Genomic DNA, 18,892 nt, shown 5'->3' on the forward strand with positions numbered 1-18,892 from the left:
ATCTAGAAATACAAAAGAGAAGCAGGAACACCTACCTCTCTATCGCATTTTAGCTGAAGAGTAATTCACGTTTTTGTTCATAAGCAGATATTTCATTATTGAATTTCTCTGTGAGACCTATATCATCAAGACCCTCTAATAACATTTTTCTTCGATAAGGATCTGTTTGAAAGGAATACTCAAGCATTCCTTTTACTGATAAACTCTGCTTCTCTAGATCAATTGTCATTTCGAATGGACCTTCCTTTGATAGGCTAAGGAGATTATTAATTTCTTCTTCCTTAAGTACAATCGGTAACATCCCATTCTTAAAGCAATTGTTATAGAAAATATCTGCAAATGAAGGCGCAATGACTGCACGAAAGCCATAATCAAGTAAAGCCCATGGAGCATGCTCTCGTGATGACCCACAACCAAAGTTATTATGTGCTATCAAGATGCTAGCACCCTGATAGTCTTTGTTATTTAGTATAAATTCTTCAACTGGTGTACCGTCTTCATGAAATCTCCAGTCATAAAATAAAAATTGTCCAAAACCAGTTCTTTCTATTCTCTTTAGGAACTGCTTAGGAATAATTTGATCTGTATCTATATTTGCAACGGGTAAAGGCGCAACTAATCCAGTATGAGTGATAAATGGTTTCATGATACGACACTCCTAGTTTGGACAAATTCATTTACGTCGACAAAATGACCGGTTACTGCAGCTGCTGCTGCCATTGCTGGACTCACTAAATGAGTTCGGGCTCCTCTACCTTGTCTTCCTTCAAAATTGCGATTTGAGGTAGAAGCACATCGTTTACCTGGTGGAACAACATCGGGATTCATACTTAGACACATACTACATCCTGATTCTCTCCATTCAAAACCTGCTTTGACAAAAATTTCGTCGAGGCCTTCTTCTTCAGCCTTTTTCTTTACTTGTTTTGAACCGGGAACAACAAGTGCTGTCACATTAGAAGAAACTTTTCTACCTTCTACAATTTTAGCTGCTTCTCTTAAATCCTCAATTCTAGAATTGGTACAGGATCCGATAAAGACATAATCAACTTCTATATCTTTAATTTTCATACCAGCATCAAGGCCCATATACGATAGAGCTTTTTGAATCGTTGTTTGTTGGACAGGGTCGTTCACATCATTTGGACTTGGAACCACCCCGTTAACACTAACACCCATGGATGGATTAGTCCCCCATGTAACCTGTGGTTCTAGTTCGCTAATGTCAAATTCAAGGACTCGATCATAAACGGCATCCTCATCAGATTGTAATGTCTTCCAATATTCAACAGCCTTATCAAATTCTTTTCCTTGAGGTGAATACTTTCTTCCTCTTAAATAGGAGAAGGTTACCTCATCTGGTTGTATAAGACCTGCTTTTGCGCCAGCCTCAATTGACATGTTACAAACAGTCATTCGTTCTTCCATAGTCATCTGTTTAATAGCTTCACCCGTGTATTCAATGATATACCCAGTTCCAAAATCAACGCCAAATTTAGCAATAAGGCCCAAGATAATGTCTTTGGATGCAATTCCTAAAGGACGTTCACCAATTAGATCTACTTTTAACGTTTTCGGTTTGGCTTGCCATAAGCATTGAGTCGATAAAACATGCTCTACTTCACTAGTACCTATCCCAAAAGCAAGTGCTCCAAAGGCACCGTGAGTGGATGTATGACTATCACCACAAACAATGGTTTTTCCTGGTGAAGTTAACCCAAGTTCCGGTCCAATCACATGCACAATTCCTTGCTCAGAGCTATGTAGATCGGCTAGTGTAATACCGAATTCTTCACAATTCTTTTTTAGAGTTTCGATTTGATTAGAGGCTATTTCGTCTCTAATGTTAAAAGGGTCTAATGTTGGAACATTGTGATCCATCGTTGCAAAAGTAAGGTCTGGTCTACGCACTTTCCTTCCTGCAAGGCGGATACCTTCAAATGCCTGTGGAGAGGTTACTTCGTGTATTAAATGTAAATCAATATAAAGTAAGTCTGGTTTGTTATCTTCTTGAACTACAACGTGCTGTTCCCAGATTTTTTCTACTAATGTTTTGGGCTTCATTTTATCACCTACTTTTGTATAGATTGCTAGTTTACTATCATTTTTTTTGATGCTAGTGTATTTCGAACCTTTTCTCCCATCTCAGTTGTTGTTAGTGATGGTTCTGTTTGTTTAGCAATATCCTTTGTTTTAAAACCTTTTTGTAACACTTCATCAATGGCTTCCTCAATATCTTGCGCTTCTTTATGAAGTCCGAGTGAATAACGAAGCATTAAGGCAACTGATGACAGAGTTGCTAATGGATTAGCGACGTTTTGACCTGCGATATCAGGTGCTGAACCATGAATAGGTTCATATAAACTAGGCCCAACCCCTAAACTTGCCGAAGGGAGTAATCCAATTGACCCTGTAATGACTGAAGCTTCATCACTTAGAATATCCCCAAACATGTTCTCTGTTACAATAACGTCAAACTGTGTCGGGTTCTTGATCAGTTGCATTGCAGCGTTATCAACAAGCATATGCTGTAGTTCCACCTCTGGATATTGGACTGATATACGATTGGCAACTTCTCTCCAAACACGGCTGCTTTCCAATACATTGGCTTTGTCGACTGATGTTAACTTCTTATTACGTTGGTTCGCCAACTCAAAAGCTTCTATTAAGATTCTTTCTATCTCTGATTCTTTATAAACGAGTGTATCTATAACTTCTAAACCATTATCTGTTACTTTTCGTTCACGTGGAGTACCAAAGTAAATGCCCCCAGTTAGCTCGCGCACGATGACAAAGTCTGCACCTTTTATGACATCTTCTTTTAAGGGTGAAGTTTCGATTAATGGTTCATAGACCTTTACAGGACGTATGTTCGCAAAGAGCTCTAACTCTTTGCGAATCTTTAATAATCCAGTTTCAGGTCTTCGATTTGGTGGTTCTTGATCCCACTTTGGTCCTCCGACTGCCCCTAGTAATACCGCATCACTATTTTTACAAAGGTCGATTGTTTCTTCTGGTAATGGATTACCGACTTCGTCAAGTGCAATACCACCAATTTTTCCATAGTTAAATTCGAATGAATGTCCGTATTGCTCTCCAATTTGTTGAAGTAATAGAACTGCCTCTTTTACAATTTCTGGACCGACTCCGTCTCCTTCTAAGATGGCGATTTGAAAGTTCATAGAACCTCTACTCCTTCTTTTGATTGATTACCAAACCAAGTTTTAATTAGACTGCGGTTAACAGCATCTAAATATGCTTTGGCTGAGGCCTCTAGTACATCATGCTCTATACCACGTCCACTGCTTACATAGCCGTCATAGTTTAGCTTTACGTATACCTCTGCTAGTGCATCATGACCGTTAGTAGTAGATTGAATGCGGTAATCAACTAATTGTGCTGGACGGTCTAATAATCTGGCAATTGTGTTATAAACAGCTTCGACACTTCCAGAACCAGTCCCTGACTCTTGTTCAATCGTACCTTCTGGCGTTTTTACTAGAATTGTTGCTGTAGGGATCAGGTTGGAGCCGTAAGATACTTGCAGCTGCTCAAGCTCATAACCAGTACCGATTCCTTTTAAGCTTGAGTCCATCATAAGGGCGAAAATATCATCTTCGGTTACTTCCTTCTTTTTAGCTGTTAGCTCTTTAAAGGATTGGAATAATTTCGTTTCTTCGCTTTCATTTAGATTAATTCCTAACTCTCTGATTCTCTCTTTAAATGCATGACTTCCAGAATGTTTTCCTAGAACCATTTTATTGGAGTTTAAACCTACCATTTCAGGCTCAATAATTTCATAAGTAAGTTTATTCTTTAAGACGCCATCCTGATGGATACCAGATTCATGCGCGAAAGCATTGGCACCTACGACAGCTTTGTTTTGAGGGACCACCATTCCTGTTAACTTACTAACTAGTTGACTAGTTCTAATGGTCTGTTTGAGATCAATATTTGTTTGTACTTGATAGGTGTCTTTTCTAATATTTAAGGCAACAGCAATTTCTTCAAGAGCAGCATTACCTGCACGCTCACCAATTCCGTTAATCGTACCTTCTATTTGATGCACCCCACTTCTTACTGCAGCTAAACTATTTGCAACAGCCATTCCTAAATCGTCATGACAATGACAGGAGAGTTTCACACGATCAATGTTAGGAACTGTTTTTAAAATATAAGTAAATAACTCACCGTATTCTTGAGGGGTTATAAATCCGACTGTGTCTGGGAGGTTAATGACTTTTGCACCTGCATCTATAACCTTTTCAATAATTTGAGCTAAGAAAGGCCATTCACTTCTCGTGGCATCCTCAGCAGACCACTGTACATGTGAGAAGAATTGAGAAGCATATTGAACAGACCAAACAGCTTTCTCAATTACTTGTTGCTCTGTCATTTTTAGCTTATATTCCATATGCAACGGGGAAGTCGCAATAAAAAGATGAATACCTGGGTGTGCTGCACCTTTTAGTGCTTCCCAGGTAGAATCAATGTCAACTTTGTTAGCTCTGGCTAAGCCAACAACTTTACAATTTTTAATGGTTTGGCCTATTTGTTGAACAGATAAAAAGTCGCCTTTTGAGGAAGCAGCAAATCCTGCTTCCATCACATCAACACCATATCTCTCAAGCTGACGGGCAATTTCTAATTTTTCATGGGGGTGAAGATTCACCCCTGCCGACTGTTCACCATCGCGTAAAGTTGTATCAAAAATATCAACGTTCCGCACTAGCTACCAATCCTTTCTTTTTTGACTGAACAAATGGCATTTTCTCTCTAAGCTCACGGCCTACCACTTCTAATGGATGTTGACTTTCTCTTCTATTAATTGCATTGAATACTGGTCGATTTGCTTGGTTTTCAAGGATCCAACCTTTTGCAAATTCACCATTTTGAATCTCGGTAAGAATTTTCTTCATCTCTGCTTTTGTCTCGTCTGTTACTACTCGAGGTCCAGCTGTGAAGTCTCCCCATTGTGCTGTATCAGAAACTGAGTATCGCATTCCCTCTAGTCCAGACTCGTAGAATAGATCAACAATTAACTTTAATTCATGTAAACATTCGAAGTAAGCAATTTCTGGTTGATATCCAGCTTCTGTTAGCGTTTCAAATCCTGCTTTTACTAGAGCTGAAACTCCCCCACAAAGTACTGCTTGCTCTCCAAATAAATCTGTTTCAGTCTCTTCTTCAAATGTTGTTTCAATAACTGCAGCTCGACCGCCACCTACACCTTTTGCATATGCTAATGCGATATCTTTTGCTTGGCCAGTTGCATCCTGATAAACAGCGAATAAAGCAGGAACTCCGCCACCTTCTACGAATACACGACGAACAAGATGACCTGGTCCTTTTGGTGCCACTAAAAATACGTCAACGTCGGATGGTGGTACTACTTGATTAAAATGAATATTAAATCCGTGTGCAAACGCAAGTGCTTTTCCACTCGTTAAGTATGGTTGGATCTCATGTTTATAAACACTTGGCTGGCTCTCATCTGGCAATAATACCATGATTACATCTGCTACTTCAGAAGCTTCTGCTACACTTAATACTTGAAAGCCATCATTTTGAGCTTTCTCAAACGAACGTCCCGGACGAAGACCTACTACAACATCAAATCCGTTTTCACGTAAGTTTTGTGAATGAGCATGACCTTGAGAACCATACCCAATTACAGCAACTTTTTTTCCTTTTAGTGCTTCTACTGAAATATCTTGATCATAATACATATTTGCCATTTTAATTTCCCCTTTTTATAGTTGATTTTTCACTATTCTGAATTTTGCAGGTATATAAAGTGGTAGGAATCCTAGTTACTGACTAGGAACCACCACTTGTTTATAGATTGTTTTCAACCGGCATATTAAGAAAGCTTTGTGTAATGTCTGTAATTTGAATGACGTCAATTTGTTTTTCTAGCTGTCTCTTAATCTGCTCTACTTCACTTTCATCCTCGATGTTTACAACTACAGTTAATAAAGATATTTTATGATCATCAATTGGACCTACATTTAAGCTTTCAATATTCAAGCCTTTACGTAAGAACAGGTTAGTCATTCGATTGAGTACACCAAGATTATTATTGACAATCATGGAGAGAGTTCGTTTCAAGGCTTAACACCTTCCATTTCTTGTATTCCTTTACCTGGAGATACCATTGGGTACACATTCTCGTGTGGGTTAACACGGCAGTCAATAATAATAGCCTCGTCATTTTGAAGTGATTCTTGGAAAACTTGAACAAAGTTTTCTTCGTTATCAACAACAACGCCTTTTACACCAAATGCATCTGCTAACTTGACATAGTCCGGCTGGTTCGGTAGTAATGATTCTGAATAACGGCCATTGTAAAAGAGTTCCTGCCATTGTCTAACCATACCCATTGCTTGGTTATTTACAATGACCACTTTTACTGGTAAATTGTATTGTTTCAGTAAGGCAATTTCTTGTAATGTCATTTGGAAACCTGCATCTCCTACAAGAGATACGACGGTTGAATTAGGTTCACCAATTTGTGCACCAATAGCGGCAGGTAATCCAAAGCCCATTGTTCCAAGGCCACCTGAAGTAACCCAACGGTTAGGTGAAGAAAAACCATAGAACTGTGCAGTCCACATTTGATGTTGGCCAACATCAGTTGTTACAATCGCCTCACCCTTTGTCATTGAATGGACAAGTTCAACAACACGCTGCGGTTTTAAATGTTCTCCTTCTTCTTTGTACCAAAGTGGATACTCTTTTTTTAAGTTTTGTAGTTTTAGAAGCCATTCAAGAGACTGCGGTGCTTCAAGCTCAGCTTGTAATAATAACTTTAACGCTTCCTTTGCATCACCAATCACTGGAATGTGAGTATAAATGTTTTTACCGATTTCTGCAGGATCAATATCAATATGAACGACTGTTGCATATTTAGCAAAATGCTCGAGATTACCCGTTAATCGGTCGTCAAACCGGGCTCCGATATTTATTAAAAGATCACTTTCATATAGTCCGATATTTGCTGCATACGTGCCGTGCATGCCTCCCATACCTAAGAACAAATCATGAGTATGGGGAAAGCTTCCTAACCCTAGTAATGTGTTCACAACTGGGATATTAGTCTGTTCAGCAAATTGAAGTAATTCTTCATGTCCTTTAGCGAACTGGACACCAGCACCAGCAAGTATAATTGGTTTTTTTGCAACTTTAATTGCTGTAACTACCTGATCAATGTCATCTTGATTCGGAACCTTTTTAAATCTATAACCCGGAATGTTTAATTCATCCTTATAATCGAATTCACCCATAACAGCACTAATATTTTTTGGTATATCTATGAGTACAGGACCTGGTCTTCCGGTTGTGGCAATATGAAAGGCCTCTTTAATAACACGTGGTAAGTCCTTAATATTCAAAACTTGATAACTATGTTTGGTTATAGGCATTGACATTCCGAGAACAGGTGCTTCTTGAAATGCATCCGTTCCTAGAGCGGCTTCAGCCACTTGCCCAGTAAAGACAACGAGTGGTAATGAATCCATCATTGCATCCGTTAGGCCTGTAATGATATTCGTGGCACCAGGTCCAGATGTTGCAATAACAACACCTGGCTTGCCAGTAACCCTTGCATATCCTTCAGCTGCATGAATGGCACCTTGTTCATGTCGCGGTAAAATATGAGGAATTCCGCCATCATATAAAGCGTCATATATATTTAATACAGCTCCGCCTGGATAACCAAACACTACCTCAACGTTCTCTTTTTTTAATGCTTCAACGATCATTCTTGACCCTGAAAGCAATTGACTTGTTTGTTTCTCTTCTACCGTTTTCACTTTATATTGCCACCTCCCTGTATCTTTAAATCTTTAATACGCCGCCTGTGCTTGCTGATGTAACAAGCTTTGCATATCTTGCTAAGTAACCTGATTTTACTTTTGGTTCAGGTTGTACCCAGTTTTTCTTTCGATCTTCTAAGATTTCGTCAGAAACTTCTAAATGAATGGTCCGTTTTTCTAAATCAATCTCAATGATATCTCCGTTTTGAACAAATGCAATTGGTCCACCTTCAGCCGCTTCTGGAGAAATATGGCCAATAGAAATTCCTCTCGTTGCACCAGAGAAACGTCCATCTGTAATGAGTGCCACCTTAGTTGATAACCCTCTACCTGCTATAGAAGAAGTTGGAGCTAACATTTCAGGCATGCCTGGTCCTCCTTTAGGACCTTCGTAACGAATGACTACCACATGACCTTCTCTTACTAAACCACTATCGATTCCTTCTTGAGCCTCATCCTGTGATTCAAATATGATTGCTTCTCCTCTAAATTGTTTAATGGAAGGATCCACTCCCCCTACTTTAATTACACCGCCATTTGGTGCAATGTTTCCAAATAACATGGATAATCCGCCAACTGGGCTATATGGCTCATCTTTACGACGAATGACTTTATCGTTTGTAATTTCTGCAGATTCAACGGTCTCTCTAATTGTGCGACCTGAAATCGTAATACGTTCAGGATGAATTGCCCCAGGAATACTGCAAAGTTCCTTAATAATGGCACTTACTCCACCTGCTTCATGCACATCCTGCATAGAGTAATCAGAAGCTGGACTAATTTTACTTAAATAAGGAACACGTTCTGCAATTTTGTTAATCTCACTAAGATCATAATCAATTCCTGCTTCATGAGCGATCGCTAATGTATGTAACACAGTATTAGTCGAACCTCCCATTGCCATATCTAAAGCAAAAGCATCATCAATCGCTTCTTTAGTTATAATGTCACGTGGTCTAATATCTTTTTTCACAAGTTCTATTAGGTGACGAGCAGCATCTTTGATTAATTGGTGTCGCTCGTTAGAAGTTGCTACAAGAGTTCCATTGCCAGGAAGAGCAACGCCTAGCATTTCCATTAATGTATTCATTGAGTTAGCAGTAAACATACCGGAACAAGATCCACAAGTTGGACAGGCACTTGATTCAATTTCAAGAAGTTCCTCGCGACTCATTTTTCCGGATAGGAAGCTTCCAACACCTTCAAACACGGAAACGAGAGAAAGTGGTTTGCCGTCTTTTGTTCTTCCTGCTTCCATTGGGCCACCTGATACAAACACGGCAGGGACATTCGTACGAGCAGCAGCCATCAACATTCCTGGTGTAATTTTGTCACAGTTTGGAATATAGAATACTCCATCAAACCAGTGAGCATTAATGACTGTTTCTGCAGCATCAGCGATAAGCTCACGGCTGGGTAACGAGTACCTCATTCCGATATGGCCCATTGCAATTCCATCATCGACTCCAATTGTGTTAAATTCGAATGGAATTCCTCCTGCTTCGCGAATGGCATCCTTGACGACCTCAGCAAACTTATTTAGGTGCATGTGCCCAGGAATAATATCTATATAGGAGTTACATACACCGATAAATGGTTTATCCATGTCTTCAGGTTTTACACCTGTTGCATATAGTAAGCTTCGGTGAGGGGCTCTGTTTACCCCCTGTTTAATCATGTTACTTCTCATGTTCTAGTACCTCTTCCTATCCGTTTTGTATTCTATTTATACTTAACCAGCTTGAACTGAATCTTCCTGATATACCTTTACACCATCTTCAACTACTAATCTTCTAAATCCATTTAATAGTGTGTGTGTATGGATACCTGGAACTCCATCTGCGATTACCCTTCCGTCGAGCTTAACGACAGGAATGACCTCTGCAGCAGTTCCCGTTAAAAACACTTCATCCGCAACATACACATCATGTCTAGTGAACGGCTCTTCCTTCACTTCGTAACCAAGTTCTTTAGCAAGATCAATAATGGCATTTCTAGTCACACCTTCTAGAGCGCCTACATAACTTGGTGGTGTATAAAGTACCCCGCGCTTAACTAAGAAAATGTTTTGTCCAGATCCTTCAGCAACATAGCCTTCAGTATTTAGCGTTAGGGCTTCATCTGCACCTGCATTTGTTGCTTCAACTTTTACCATGATATTATTTAAGTAGTTTAGCGATTTTACTTTAGGACTTAAAATGTCAGGTCTATTTCTTCTTGTTGGAACAGTTACCATCGTAATTCCCTTTTCATAAAGTTCTTTAGGGAATAGTGCAAGCTGTTCAGCAATGACAACAATGTTTGGTTGTTTACATTTTCTGGGATCTAATCCAAGATCTCCTGTTCCTCTCGATACAACTAGACGGATATAGGCATCTTGAAAATTGTTTTTTCTAAGAGTATTAAGGACAATCTCTTCTAATTCTTCATACGTATGAGGGATGTTTAAGAGTATTGCTCTTGCAGAATCAAATAGCCGTTCAAGATGTTCCTTTAAACGAAACACATTTCCAGAGTAAACTCGGATTCCTTCAAATACGCCATCTCCATATAAAAATCCATGGTCATAAACTGATACGACAGCCTTTTCCTTTTCAACTAATTCACCATTTAAATAGATCCAGTTACTCATTTTGTATTACTCTCCTTTGTTATAAAAACCGTAGTGGTGAAAAAATGTATTTAACTTTTTTTCAAAAAGATTTTCTCTTAATTGTTAGCTATTGTAAACCCGTTTAAATAGGGCGTCAACAGTATTTTTCAGACAATTTAGACTATACTGACAAATGGAAAACGCTTACAACATTGTCCTATTAAAGAAGAAAACGCTTTCAGAATTTTAGGAAACTTTTTTACCTATTTTTTTATGTTAGATAATCTCACATACAAAAAAACGTTTACACCCTTGGTGTGACTGAAAAAATCTAGTTTTTTATACAGAAAAAGAGAGACAAAAAATTGTCTCTCTTCGTTAAATTAATAGATTAAAAAGGTCAGGGTCTTTGTTGATTTCAACATACGTAAACCCTTTTGTCTTCATGTTGTCAACTAGTTTGTAATAATCATTCTCATGCTTGAGTTCAATACCGACTAAAACAGGTCCCTTATCTCGATTGTTTCGTTTTGTATACTCAAATCGTGTAATATCATCTGTTTCTCCAAGTACATCATGCATAAATTCTCGTAATGCACCAGCTCGTTGCGGGAAATTAACAATAAAGTAATGTTTTAAACCCTCATAAATGAGTGAGCGCTCTTTTATTTCTTGCATACGTTCAATATCATTATTTCCACCACTTACAATACATACAACGTTTTTTCCTTTGATTTCAGTACGGTACTTCTCTAATGCAGCAATGGATAAGGCACCAGCTGGTTCGGCTATAATCGCATTTTCATTATATAAAGATAATATGGTAGAACATACTTGCCCTTCTGGTACAAGCACAATATCATCTAAAAGATCTTTTGCCATTTCAAAAGTAAGAGCTCCTACCTGTTTCACTGCTGCTCCGTCTACAAATTTATCAATCTGATCTAATGTAACGACTTCATTCTTTTTTAGGGACTCCTTCATCCCTGGTGCTCCTTCCGGTTCAACTCCAATAAGTTTCGTCTCTGGAGTAATGCTTTTAATATACGAACCTACTCCAGCCGCTAATCCCCCACCTCCTATACTCATAAATAGATGAGAAATCGGCTCTTCCATCTCATTCAAGATTTCAACTCCAACAGTGCCTTGTCCTGTTATGGTTAAATAATCATCAAATGGATGAATAAAGTTCATTTCATGTTCCTGGCAATAAATTTGTGCTTTATCATATGAATCATCAAACGTATCGCCAATTAAAATCACTTCCGTATACTCTCCGCCAAAAAACTCCACTCTGGAAATCTTTTGTCTAGGGGTGGTTGAAGGCATAAAGATTTTGCCATGTATTTTAAGTGCTTTACATGCATAAGCCACTCCTTGAGCATGATTCCCAGCACTAGCACAAACAACTCCCTTTTCTCTTTCTTCTTTTGTCAAGCTTTGAACTAAGTAATATGCCCCTCTTAATTTAAAAGAGCGGACAATTTGTAGATCTTCTCGTTTCAAGTAGACATTACACTCATATCGTTCTGAAAGAATCTCATCCTTCTGAAAAGGTGTTTTAATCACTATATCTTTTAATACATGATAGGCTTTTAGAATATCTTCTACTTTTACACGCTGAAGGGTATCAGGCATATTTTACGTCCCCGCTTTCGAACAGATTGAATTTTCTAATAATAGGTTTAAAAGCTATTTTAACACAAACGAGAAAAAGGGCAACGCATGAAAACCTTTACATTTGTAAAAAAATAAAACCTGGAATTATTTTTATTCAATAATTAGTTATAGACTGTTTCTAGTAGAGGGAATTTTAAGCCAGAGATAGGTTTGTCAGTATAGACCTTTACGTAATCGTACTAGGGAATTAACCATAGATTCATAAAATACGCTTAAGTAAGTCTTCTAAATGGACAAACTTAAATACAAATAGTTATACTGTAAAAAAATGTGGAGGTACTATTATGTTAATTGAGATGTGGACAGATTACGCTTGACCATTTTGCTATATTGGCAAAAAGCGTCTGGAGGACGCTATCAAACAAATTGAGCAGCCTGTTAAGGTTGTCTATCGCTGTTTTGAATTAGATCCTCATGCAAAACGAGATAATGATAAGTCTATTTACGAAGCATTAGCAGCAAAGTATGGGATGAGTCTAGACCAAGCAAGAGCAAATACGCAAAACATGGTGCAGATGGCAAAAGCAGAAGGATTAGATTTTCAAATGGATACGCTCGTGTTAACAAATACTTTCGATGCTCATCGTTTAACGATGTATGCTAAATCGAAAGGAAAAATGTATGAGATGGCTGACCGCTTGTTGCGAGCTTATTACACGGAATCTAAGCATATTGGAGACCACAATACACTGTTAGAATTAGCTGGTGAAGTTGGTTTAGACCATAACGAGGTTGCTAATATGCTCACTGGAAATGACATGAGTGAAGAAGTACGTTCTGATGAAGATATGTCGAGGCGCTATGGAATAAGTGGTGTTCCCTTTTTCTTAATCAATCAAAAATATGCACTAACGGGTGCGCAAGGAACGGATGTGTTTGTTTCAGCTCTACAACAAGTGTTAGAGCAGGATGGGCCATTCAAAAAATAAAAAATGCAATTTAATGAATTATAAAAGACAGCAAGGATAACCTTGCTGTCTTTTATAATCCCTAAAATGCCCAGCTGCCATCTCTGAACACAGGTACTCTCTTACCATCTTTTGTTATTCCATCGATATTCATTTCCGCGGAACCTACCATAAAGTCAACATGTGTTAAACTTTCATTTAAACCATGAGCAATTACTTGTTCTTCGTTCATATCTTTTCCACCTTCAACACAGAAAGGATATGCTTTCCCTAAGGCAAAATGGTTAGAAGCATTTTCGTCAAATAAAGTGTTAAAGAAGATTAAATCAGTATTAGAAATTGGTGAGTTATGTGGGACTAAAGCAACTTCACCAAGATATGCAGAGCCTTCATCTGTTTCAAGTAGCTTCTTTAATGTGTCATAGCCTTTTTCTGCAGTAAAATCTACAACTTTCCCGTTTTCAAACGTTAGTGAGAAATTTTCAATTAAATTACCCGCATAGCTTAATGGTTTTGTACTAGCTACCACGCCATTTACTCCAGTTTTCGCGTTGGCTGTAAAGACTTCTTCTGTAGGCATATTAGCAATAAAGGAATGTCCGTTTTCATTAATACTACCTGCACTTACCCAAATATGATCCTTCGCGAGCTCTACTGTCAAGTCAGTCCCAGGAGCTGTGTAATGAAGGGAATGAAACTTCTGGTTATTTAGGAAGTCCGCCTTTGAATCAAGAGTATTTGTATGCTCTTTCCACTCTTTAACCGGATTTTCCTTATCGATTCGAGTCGCTTGAAAAATGGCGTCCCACAATGCATCCATACTCTTTGATTCTTCTAAATGAGGAAATACTTTATCCGCCCATGCTTGAGTAGGCATCGCAACAATTGACCAGCTGTTTTTATCACTCATCATACGATTACGATAAGGTTTTAATGCACCTGATGCAGCCTTTGTTGAGTTTTGTATACGTTCTTGTGGTATCCCTGTTAGTAAGTCTGGATTTTTTGAATCAATATGTAAAAATGCTGCACCTTCTTCAGCTAATTCATTCTTCCCTTTTGTCATCCAATATGGAAATTCTGTAAAGGATTCTTCTGGTGCTAGTTCAAATTTCATGCGAGTTAATTCATCATCTAGCCAGTCAATAGAGACATGCTTGGCTCCGACCTCATATGCTTTCTTTGCAATTTTACGTACAAACTCAGCGGCAGAAATAGGTGCAGTAATGACTAGTGTCTGCCCTTTTTGTACATTTACACCAATTTCGACAGCAAGTGCTGCATACTTATCTAGTTTTTCTTGAAATGTTGTCATAAAACCTCTCCTATTCATCTACTTCTTCATAATAGTAACAATATTTAGCTAATTTGAAAAGAATTTGTATCCTTGAAGAGGTTCACTTTTCAAATCTATTACCTCTATATGATAATGTTTTCTGTATTTGGATTTTATCTATCGAAATTTTACTTAGGATTAAAAACCGGTGGAAAATCAATGTTCTTTATCCAGATTTGTTCTTTTCCTGCTAAACCAGACTTTAACCATAGATCACCTTGAGACTCGTTATTTTTACTTCGAATCCAAGTTAGATTGGAACCAACTACTTGAGGATCTTCATCTAGTTCATTTTTACCCGGGTGAGAAATTTGCTCTTGTTTGTTCTTTCTAATGTCTATTAAAAATAGAGCGGTATACATCGTAGGGGCGGGTCCCTCTTTCCATTTTTTGTTCTCTTTAGCACGAGCAACAATGACTTTGTCTGGAGTCATCCATTCAAGATCTAAGTCTACATAGCCAGCGGGGGTGTATTCTTTTTGTTGAAGAGTAACTGGCATATCTGCAATCGCTGTTTTCTTATTCTCCACAAAGAATCTTCCTTCACCCGAAATATAAGCAAGTCGATTAGAAGCTGGAGCCCATTTAAACCAATCGTGAAAGCCTAACATTTTACCTACATCTTTAAAGTGTGTTCCTTCGTTTGATAATACGCATAAAGTATTGCTATCCATGGACCATGATGCGGTTGGAACTGCAATAAAGCTTATCCATTTTCCGTCAAAACTCCATTTTAAACCTGAAGCACTTGTAGCGAATAAGTCATCTGTATTTGGTGGTAATGTATAAAACAATTTAATCTTGTCTGGGTTGAGATTAGCATCTATAGGAATCCTATATAATTTTACTGATTCCCATCCTGTTGGTAGTAAGTTTGAACTAGATGAAACAATAAATTCCTTTCCATTTGGAAACCATGTAAAGTCATTTACACCTAATGATACATTTTTGAAACCGTGTGGACGGCCGTTTTTTAATCCTGTTATGTTAAGCACCCCTCCTGAGTTATAGGCTAACTGGTTATTGACAGGAGACCATTCAAAACCTGTCGCCATCACAACTGGATACGGCTGAAAGTGTTCTTCTGTCTTCGTATCATAAATGAATAGGTCCGACTTTTCACCTCGTTCATCTCCGTCAATATAAGCAAGGAGTCTCCCGTCATGAGACCATTTAGGTGAATGAATATAACGTCCTATTGTTAGTTGAGTTTCCTGTCCACCTTCTTTTATCCAAAGTTGATGATCGCGAATAAAAGCAGCTGTAAAAGGTATTTCTGCTTTTGCAATAACTGAGAACTGTAAAAATAGGAATATCAGTACGACTATACGAAAAACCATAATAGACCCCCTCCTGTTAGTAGAATTTCCTACGGGCAGAATTATTATGGTTATTTTTTGTTAAGGTAAATTGAAAGTCCAGGATAGTGAGCTAAGATGAAAAAAGGCAGTTCACTGTTTGTAATTCAAATCAAATTATTTCCCACGATGTTACATTACGATCCTTACCTCTTCAGAAAATAAATACATCATGAAACTCCGAATGAATTAAGTGGATTAGGCAGAATATAAACCTGAAAGTGCCATTTAACTAATAGGTTGCTGTTAAATTTACGGTGTTTTTTGTAACATGTTCTTTTTCAGCACCTAGTCATAAAAGGAGTAATAGCAGTGAGAAAAACAGTTAAGTTCATCATTCAAAAAGTAGCAATTGTATTAGTAGTATTTCTTTGTTTTGCACCAATATCGACCTATGCACAGGTTGTATCTCTACCAACAGCAGGTATAGCGATAAACGGTAAGGCTGTTGATGGTATTAAGCCTCTTCGAATAGATGGAAAAGTGTATCTACCTTTTGTAAAGCTGTCAAAGATACTAGGATATAATTCAATTCGGTACAATCCTCAAAATGCAACTTTCCAATTAACAGATGGTTCTACATTATTGAGAGCAACTGTTGGAGGAGCAATTGCAAGAAAGAGTAATGAGTATATCCATATTGACCCAGTTCGATGGCAATACAATACAGCATACATCTCTCTTCCTGCAGCTAGTGCACTATTTAACACATATATGTACTTCAAAGCAGAAAATGGATCCATTCAAGTTCAAAAACCAGCAAAACAATATATTGTACAAAGTGGAGATACGATTTACGAAATTGCAAGGGCACATCACACCACAGAATATCAATTAAAAGCAACAAACAACTTAAAATCTAATATAATTATGGTTGGACAAAGACTTAAAATTCCTGCTAAAAGTAAAATGAAGGAAACAGAGCCTATTCGAGAGAAAGCTCCAGTACCTATGGCAACAAAACAAACAAACGTTTCCACGATTAGGGGAAATGTTGTTAATCAGGCAAAACAATATTTAGGTGCTGGTTATAAGTTTGGCGCTTCTCTAGCCGAGGCACCAAGATTATTCGACTGTTCTTCTTATACACAGCTCGTATTTAAGCAAAATGGTATTAGCATTCCTAGAACATCGCGAGAACAAGCTAGCAAAGGACAATATGTACAAAAATTACAACAAGGTGATTTACTATTCTTTACAGATACTTCACTTTATTCTGATGGTCGTGTTGGACATGTTGGTATTTACATGGCAGATGGTAGTATGATTCATGCATCCTCTTCAAAAGGCGTATCAATTACCAAAAACGTATTAAGCAATCCATATTGGGGAAAGAATTATTTGTTTGCAAAACGTGTAATTAGCAGATAACTCATTAAGAGACCAAATTTTGAATTTGGTCTCTTATCTAAATCCTATACATAAAAGAATCTATTTTAGTTTTCCCATAATTGACTCAATTTCTGAGATAATATCCCTTGCACTGTCATAGTAACAACCATCTAATTGAAGTAATCTTTTTATCATTACCTTTGTTTGAGGGTGGATGGATAATTCTTCTTCCCAGCTCCTTTCTGTTCTTGATGAAGGATTGTAGTCTGAATATAGTAGAAATAAAAGGAAGTGTCCTAAAGCGTAAAAATCACTCTTAACTGAAATTTCACGATAAAGCCTTCTTTCTAGTGGCATGGACTGAAGTAAATATTGATCTAACCTCTCTCCGAATCTTGCTGCAAGACCAAAATCTATAATGGAAACTTCTTTATCATTTATTAAGATATTGGGTAAACGAAGATCACGATGTATAACTTGTTCTGAATGTACATAATTAATAATTTCTAGTACATTGTGAAATAGTTTTAGACATTCTACTTCCGTGAATATTTTCCTGTCACGAAAAATTAAATCTTCTACGTTTTTACCTTTTTTTGCTTCCATGACTAAAAAAGATTTGTTATCTTCAGTAAAGTATTCAATGCATCTAGGAATGTTATGATGGTCTAACGATGAAAGCATACTTGCTTCTCTTTCTAATAAACCGGCACTTTCTTGTTTTTTTCGTTTTCTTGCTTGCTTAATCATTACACTTTCTAAGTTTAGTTGGTCTAATGCCTTATAAACAATGCCATAACTACCTTTTCCAATATACTCTTGAAGAATATATCGTTCTTTAAGGATGACACCTTTTTTAAATGACCTTTCTAAGAAGCTAAACATGGTTAGCTACTACTATAAGATTTTCCAAAAAGACCATGAAGTTTGTGCTTCTTTTTATAATAACTATGTCCATACTTTGAAGGATGATGACCGTACATCTTCTTCTTAAAGTCACTGCTTGAATAATGCTTATAATGCGGTTTAAACTTACTCTTCAGCACATATTTTAATATTTTATCTAACATAAGCTCACCTTTTTCTAAGTATTTTAATTAGGCTCTTTTCTAAAACTTTGTTGATTTTCAAACTAAACAAACAAACACTCTTACGCTACTGGTAAAAGTGTTTGTTATGAATAGGGGCTTTACCAGTTTGGCAAAGGTCTCGCTAACAACAGAAACTGTTGCCAGTTAAAGCCGAGGAAGATTTCCCGAAATGACGACTTTAATGTGAAAGCTACTCCCCTTTGGAGTATTTATTTGTATGATTATTATAGCAAATTATTTGAATCTTTTCAAATTATAAATAGGCATTCTATTAATAATAAAGGAGGTTGTATTGTTGGCACAAAAACCATCGATAGATGAATATTTACAACAAGGAATCTACGGAACAAAGGAAATTAAACCCGAGGAGAGAAACAAGTTCTTGGGAACCTTAAGAGAACGGGTTGTGGTTGTGTTAACACAGCCGCAGGTACGTGAGCCCGGAACCTATAAAGAAGTTGAAGACTTGATTAAGGAACATACCAAAGCAACTCTATACTTAAACGGTAATATGGATTATAAATATTTGTCAGATTATATGAGTTTATCTTCAAAATATGGTACTAACTATTCCATCGTGACGAATAAAAAAATTAATACGGAACTTGGGCTTGTGTTGGCCTATGATTATGCAGTGGAAAAAGAAAACATATACATAACACAAAATGACGATCGTGCTAGTGATAAGCAAGAACAAAACTTGTTTTCTAAGTTTTTTAAGAACTTATTTTCCTAAAGAATTCTTATTGGCTGTTTTCGTAAGATTGTTTCGAGATA

The 18,892-nt window shown here is 37.4% G+C and carries 16 protein-coding genes; 3 read left to right on the forward strand and 13 right to left on the reverse strand.

Features of this window, described 5'->3' with window-relative positions:
• Window positions 1-49: 49 nt before the first annotated feature.
• The 10 genes from leuD to ilvA form a co-directional block, all read right to left on the reverse strand.
• A complete protein-coding gene (gene leuD, locus LT143_RS11900; RefSeq protein ID WP_246943252.1) occupies window positions 50-646 on the reverse strand; it encodes a 3-isopropylmalate dehydratase small subunit in 597 nt (198 codons plus the stop codon).
• Window positions 643-2,064 carry a 3-isopropylmalate dehydratase large subunit gene (leuC, locus tag LT143_RS11905; RefSeq protein ID WP_246943255.1) on the reverse strand — a complete coding sequence of 474 codons (1,422 nt, stop codon included), beginning with the start codon at window positions 2,062-2,064 and terminating at the stop codon, window positions 643-645. Before leuC ends, leuD begins: the two co-directional genes overlap by 4 nt.
• 26 nt (window positions 2,065-2,090) lie before the next feature.
• Window positions 2,091-3,182, reverse strand: coding sequence for a 3-isopropylmalate dehydrogenase (gene leuB, locus LT143_RS11910; protein ID WP_246943257.1), 1,092 nt, complete (start codon window positions 3,180-3,182; stop codon window positions 2,091-2,093).
• Entirely contained in the window at window positions 3,179-4,729 is a 1,551-nt protein-coding gene (locus tag LT143_RS11915; protein ID WP_246943259.1) for a 2-isopropylmalate synthase, read from the reverse strand. Before LT143_RS11915 ends, leuB begins: the two co-directional genes overlap by 4 nt.
• Window positions 4,716-5,738, reverse strand: coding sequence for a ketol-acid reductoisomerase (gene ilvC, locus LT143_RS11920; RefSeq protein ID WP_246943261.1), 1,023 nt, complete (start codon window positions 5,736-5,738; stop codon window positions 4,716-4,718). The genes LT143_RS11915 and ilvC overlap by 14 nt, the downstream gene beginning before the upstream one ends.
• Before the next feature lie 100 nt (window positions 5,739-5,838).
• Window positions 5,839-6,111, reverse strand: a complete 273-nt coding sequence (gene ilvN / locus LT143_RS11925; RefSeq protein ID WP_246943263.1) for an acetolactate synthase small subunit — start codon at window positions 6,109-6,111, stop codon at window positions 5,839-5,841.
• Window positions 6,108-7,814 (reverse strand): acetolactate synthase large subunit, encoded by a 1,707-nt coding sequence (gene ilvB / locus LT143_RS11930; protein ID WP_336296605.1) that lies wholly within the window; start codon window positions 7,812-7,814, stop codon window positions 6,108-6,110. Before ilvB ends, ilvN begins: the two co-directional genes overlap by 4 nt.
• 25 nt (window positions 7,815-7,839) lie before the next feature.
• Window positions 7,840-9,507 carry a dihydroxy-acid dehydratase gene (ilvD, locus tag LT143_RS11935; RefSeq protein WP_246943265.1) on the reverse strand — a complete coding sequence of 556 codons (1,668 nt, stop codon included), beginning with the start codon at window positions 9,505-9,507 and terminating at the stop codon, window positions 7,840-7,842.
• 42 nt (window positions 9,508-9,549) lie between these two features.
• The gene (ilvE, locus tag LT143_RS11940) at window positions 9,550-10,449 is read right to left on the reverse strand and encodes a branched-chain-amino-acid transaminase (protein WP_246943267.1); all 900 of its coding nucleotides are present in this window, start codon (window positions 10,447-10,449) and stop codon (window positions 9,550-9,552) included.
• 339 nt (window positions 10,450-10,788) lie between these two features.
• The gene (gene ilvA / locus LT143_RS11945) at window positions 10,789-12,048 is read right to left on the reverse strand and encodes a threonine ammonia-lyase IlvA (protein WP_246943269.1); all 1,260 of its coding nucleotides are present in this window, start codon (window positions 12,046-12,048) and stop codon (window positions 10,789-10,791) included.
• A 371-nt stretch (window positions 12,049-12,419) separates the two neighbouring features.
• Here ilvA and LT143_RS11950 point away from each other — a divergent pair, with 371 nt between their 5' ends.
• On the forward strand, window positions 12,420-13,019 hold the full coding sequence (locus LT143_RS11950; RefSeq protein WP_336296610.1) for a DsbA family oxidoreductase: 600 nt from the start codon (window positions 12,420-12,422) through the stop codon (window positions 13,017-13,019).
• A gap of 61 nt (window positions 13,020-13,080) precedes the next feature.
• Here LT143_RS11950 and LT143_RS11955 read toward each other — a convergent pair whose 3' ends face one another.
• Entirely contained in the window at window positions 13,081-14,313 is a 1,233-nt protein-coding gene (locus LT143_RS11955; protein WP_246943271.1) for an aminopeptidase, read from the reverse strand.
• 149 nt (window positions 14,314-14,462) lie between these two features.
• Window positions 14,463-15,674, reverse strand: a complete 1,212-nt coding sequence (locus LT143_RS11960; protein ID WP_246943273.1) for a TolB family protein — start codon at window positions 15,672-15,674, stop codon at window positions 14,463-14,465.
• A 330-nt stretch (window positions 15,675-16,004) separates the two neighbouring features.
• Here LT143_RS11960 and LT143_RS20595 point away from each other — a divergent pair, with 330 nt between their 5' ends.
• A complete protein-coding gene (locus tag LT143_RS20595) occupies window positions 16,005-17,063 on the forward strand; it encodes a C40 family peptidase (RefSeq protein WP_246943275.1) in 1,059 nt (352 codons plus the stop codon).
• Between the two features lie 60 nt (window positions 17,064-17,123).
• Here LT143_RS20595 and LT143_RS11970 read toward each other — a convergent pair whose 3' ends face one another.
• On the reverse strand, window positions 17,124-17,909 hold the full coding sequence (locus LT143_RS11970; RefSeq protein WP_246943277.1) for a serine/threonine protein kinase: 786 nt from the start codon (window positions 17,907-17,909) through the stop codon (window positions 17,124-17,126).
• Between the two features lie 501 nt (window positions 17,910-18,410).
• Between LT143_RS11970 and LT143_RS11975 the strand changes: the two genes are divergently transcribed.
• Window positions 18,411-18,851 carry a YueI family protein gene (locus LT143_RS11975; protein WP_246943279.1) on the forward strand — a complete coding sequence of 147 codons (441 nt, stop codon included), beginning with the start codon at window positions 18,411-18,413 and terminating at the stop codon, window positions 18,849-18,851.
• Window positions 18,852-18,892: the final 41 nt, after the last annotated feature.

The organism is Bacillus pinisoli (assembly GCF_023036475.1).
In the GTDB taxonomy this organism is placed as follows: domain Bacteria; phylum Bacillota; class Bacilli; order Bacillales; family SA4; genus Bacillus_BS; species Bacillus_BS pinisoli.